This window comes from Pantoea sp. Morm, from assembly GCF_016643525.1.
GTDB classification, from domain to species: Bacteria; Pseudomonadota; Gammaproteobacteria; order Enterobacterales; family Enterobacteriaceae; genus Pantoea; species Pantoea dispersa.
On sequence record NZ_VOQX01000197.1, the window covers coordinates 1 to 2,636 of the forward strand.

The 2,636-nt window shown below is 50.1% G+C and carries 1 protein-coding gene; it reads right to left on the reverse strand.

Features of this window, described 5'->3' with window-relative positions:
* Nucleotides 1–1,914: 1,914 nt before the first annotated feature.
* Nucleotides 1,915–2,636: RepB family plasmid replication initiator protein (locus FT726_RS26700; RefSeq protein WP_346303786.1), on the reverse strand; the 722-nt coding region annotated here is incomplete at its 5' end.

Here is a 2,636-nt window from a genome sequence, read left to right on the forward strand (position 1 = left end):
CTGAGCGTTGAGCGACTTTCAGAACCTGCTTCTCATCGTTAGCCATACTTGCTCCACACATGTAGGATTTATGACTTTATACCGAAATCCTGCACATGAGGCAAATCTATCTCATCTGTTCATCATCGGCTCGCGTTGTAAAAAGACCTTTTGCAATAGGGGGTTAAACCAGACGTTCACTGCAGTCAGTAGCGCGCGTTGATTGATTACTCATCAATTGATGAAAATGTGATCGGCGTAAGGGCAGCACTCTGCCACTGTTCACTGTAATCAGTAATCGACCTATCTGGCTGAAGCGGTCAATTACGGTGAAATACGGCGCGCCGTTACCTGACAGAGCAGCCCGCACGTTCACTGTAATCAGCGGGTGGCGTAAAGAAATGGAATGCGTTTACTGTACTCAGCGTAACATTCACTGCAATCAGTAACCCTGCCGGAAGATTCACTGTAATCAGTAACTCTTTAGCGCAGGAACAGCGCTACCGGCGCCAGGTGAGCAAGTGCGCAAAAGTAAATGTTCACTGTAGTCAGTGATTCCGCGCATCATCCGCTCACCAAATGGTCAGATTCACTGTAGTCAGCACAAGCCCACTACATTCTTCCCTCACTGACTGCCTGCAATGCACGGTGTGAGGGGGTGCTGCCAGCCAGTGAGAAGGGAAGAAGCTGCACACGATGAGAATTACGCGGTTTACGATTGCGGGCTGGCGAGCATTGCCTGCAGGAAGATTGGGCTGCGCCACGGCGAGCGCCGTGCAGTGCAGTGCAGTGCAGTGCAGTGCGATGTTCAGGGCCGCCTTACTGGCGGCAATCTGCCAGCGCATCGATTCATGCAGATATAAGATTCACTGTAATCAGTAAACTGCGACGTCGATGCCAGCGGCATTCACTGTAGTCAGTAAACTATGAACGCCTTTTCGTCAATGTTCACTGTAATCAGTAATGTGACCGTTATCAGATATTCATAACCTGATCGCTGCGGCGCATTCACTGTAGTCAGTAAAAGGAAAAGCGTGTTTAAGCCTGAACGGCTGACCTGCCTGACTGAGCATTCACTGTAATCAGTAAACCCGATCATCTTTATCGCGCCAGTTCGAGGGAGGGTCGTGCGGCACAGGGAAGGGCACTCAGCTAACAACATTCACTGTAATCAGTAGCCGGGTTCGCGCGCGCTGCGCTTTGAAGCAGCAGTACCTGACGAACACGTTCACTGTAATCAGTGCATGCCCGCTTAGCCTCAGCCCGATAACGTTCACTGTAGTCAGTAACTGGCTTTCTCTTTCTTATAGGGCAGCGGCCACGGTGAGGGTAGGGGAGTGTTGAGAACGTTCACTGCAATCAGTAAAAGTCAGACGACGCAGAGGGCCGTTTCGTCATGAAATGACGTTCACTATAATCGGTAATCCCTCCCACGATTCACTGTAATCAGTGATAGTGACCAACCCTGTCACTTTTACTGGTTACTTTTACAGCATAATTACTGAATACAGTGAATGTATTGCAGTATATCGATTATTAACTTTAATTTTCAGTCAAATACGATAAAGCGTTCACTGTAATCAGTGAGCTCGTATGCATTTGTGTTCACTGTGGTCAGCAGAATCGCCCGGCAGACCAGACATTCACTGTAATCAGCCAGACGGTATCTGAAGGCACAGACAAGATGTCTGTCAACCCACCTGGTAAGTACCCACTATCAATAAAAGCGCTGTTAGGCATGAAAAGGAAGGTTGGAGGGTTTTTACGGAACAGGCAATACCGGCAGCGACCACTGATTACAGTGAATGGTACCGATTACAGTGAACAGATTAGGTTGTGCTGATTACAGTGAATGAGGGGGAAAGCAGCAGTGTCACTTTTAGGCTCAGTGACACTACGCGAAGAGAGCTGACTGATTACAGTGAATGGGTGAAGTCAGTCTTCGAAATCGAGGTCTTCCAGCGAATCGATACTTTCAAGATTGCTGATACCATCGAGTTTGGGTGTCCGACTGTGGATGATGAAAAATACCGAACGGCCCCGTTTCACTTCGGAGTAGTCCAGATAGCCAATCTCTTTCAGCTGCTCCATGGCGCGCCGCACCACATGGTTTTGCGTGGTGGTTTTTGAGCCGAGATTAAGACGCATGCGTAAGCGCGCCAGGGAGATAGGCGCCGGATTAGTGGGCAGGCTTTCCAGGTAGGTATACAGCGCCTGCGCCGACTCCTTACGCTTGAGGCGCGAGATAGCACGCAGCTGCAGCAGCACCTTGTGGTCGAAGTTATACAGCTCAAACAGCTTAGGATCGGCCTGAATACGCACCAGATCTTTCTCACGATCGTAGTAAGCCGACTGCACCAGGTGCGTGTGGTAGGCTTTACCATTCCCCTCAAACGACAGGGTATTGGTTGCGATACGTCGCAGCGAGGCGTCAAGACGCTTACGCAGCGCCGCGGACGAGTTGGCCGAGGGAATACCGCACATCTTGACGAAATCGATAAACGGCAGCGTGACGGTGTCGCCCTTAGACGGATAACGCGAGAAAGACTGAATGATGCCGGCCCAGGTTTTGAAATCATTATCCATATCCAGCCGTGCGCCGGTGATGGTAATCTTTTCATAGCCTTCCGCTTTCACCAGCGACAGGTTTTTGAGCT